1 protein-coding gene is annotated in these 751 nt (G+C 64.0%); it reads right to left on the bottom strand.

What is annotated here, in order from left to right; genetic code table 11:
• On the bottom strand, positions 1-751 hold a 751-nt coding region (locus tag AC3WP4_RS27370), incomplete at both ends, for a cadherin-like domain-containing protein (protein ID WP_492606849.1).

Here is a 751-nt window from a genome sequence, read left to right as displayed (position 1 = left end):
AAACGCTGCTGGTGCCGGTGAGGACGCTGCCGTTGACCGGGGCGTCTTCGGAGGTGGTCACGGTTTCGCTAACGTCGGTGAAGCTGTCATCGACCGGGGTGACGCTGATGTTCAGGGTCGAGGTGACATTGCTGCCGGAACCGTCGGTGACGGTGTAGCTGACTGTCGGTACTGTGCCGTTGTAGTTGGTTGCCGGGGTAAAGGTGTAGGCACCGTTCGTTCCGATCACCAGGGTGCCGACGTTGGCGAGGGTCGCGGTGTCACCGGCCTGGTACTGGGTGCCGCCAACCGTGAAGTTGACCACGCTGACGTCGCCGTCAACGCTGCTGGTGCCGGTGAGGACGCTGCCGGTCACCGGGGCGTCTTCGCTGGTGGTCACGGTTTCGCTGATGTCGGTGAAGCTGTCGTCGACCGGGGTGACGCTGATGTTCAGGGTCGAGGTGACGTCAGAACCGGAGCCGTCAGTGACGGTGTAGCTCACCGTAGGCACTGTGCCGTTGTAGTTGGCGGCCGGGGTGAAGGTGTAGGCGCCGTTGGCGGCGAGCACCAGGGTGCCGACATTGGCGATGGTGGCGGTGCTGCCGGCCGCGTAAGTGGTCGCACCGATGGTGAAGTTGACCACGCTGACGTCGCCATCGACGCTGCTGGTACCGGTGAGCACACTGCCGCTGACCGGGGCGTCTTCGCTGGTGGTCACGGTTTCGCTGATGTCGGTGAAGCTGTCATCGACCGGGGTCACGCTGATGTTCAG

Source organism: Pseudomonas sp. FW305-20 (genome assembly GCF_058788075.1).
The sequence above is the reverse complement of the archived record's forward strand: the minus strand, read 5'-3'. Positions and strand labels throughout refer to the sequence as shown.